This window comes from Pseudomonas sp. SWRI50 (assembly GCF_014269095.1).
Taxonomy (GTDB): Bacteria; Pseudomonadota; Gammaproteobacteria; order Pseudomonadales; family Pseudomonadaceae; genus Aquipseudomonas; species Aquipseudomonas kermanshahensis.
On sequence record NZ_JABWRW010000065.1, the window covers coordinates 1 to 686 of the forward strand.

1 protein-coding gene is annotated in these 686 nt (G+C 64.4%); it reads left to right on the plus strand.

The genetic code is table 11. The features are described 5' to 3' along the window. Window positions 1–686 (plus strand): condensation domain-containing protein (locus HU750_RS26950; RefSeq protein WP_186683380.1); only part of this gene is annotated, 686 nt, incomplete at both ends.

Consider the following 686-nt stretch of genomic DNA (forward strand, 5'->3'; position numbering starts at 1 on the left):
TACCGGCCAGGCCAGTGTCTGCTTCGGCGCCACCGTGGCCGGCCGCCCGGCAGATTTGCCAGGCGTTGAGGAGCAGATCGGCCTGTTCATCAACACCCTGCCGGTGATTGGTGCACCCCGTGCCGAGCAGCGTGTCGGCGAGTGGATCGCCCAGGTTCAAGGCTGCAACCTGGCGTTGCGCGAGTTCGAGCACACCCCGCTGTACGACGTGCAGCGCTGGGCCGGGCAGGGCGGTGACGCGCTGTTCGACAGCATTCTGGTGTTCGAAAACTACCCGGTGTCCGAGGCGCTGCAACAAGGCGCGCCCGGGCGCTTGCGCTTTGGCAACGTGGCCGTACAGGAGCAAACCAACTACCCACTGACCCTGGTGGTTGAGCTGGGTAGCAGCCTGGCGATGCACTACAACCACGACCGTACGCGGTGGAGCGACGAGACCATTGGCCGCCTGGCGGCCAACTTTGCAGATTTGCTGCAGGCACTGGTCGCGGATGCGGATGCAGCAGTTGGCGAGCTGCCGATGCTGGACCTGCAAGAACGGCAGTTGATGGTTGAAGGCTGGAACGACACCCTCGCGGCGTACCCGAATGAGCGCAGCATCCACTCACTGATCGAAGCCCAGGTGTTCGCCACCCCGGACGCCCCGGCGTTGATGTTTGGTGAGCAGACCCTGAGCTACGCCGAACTCA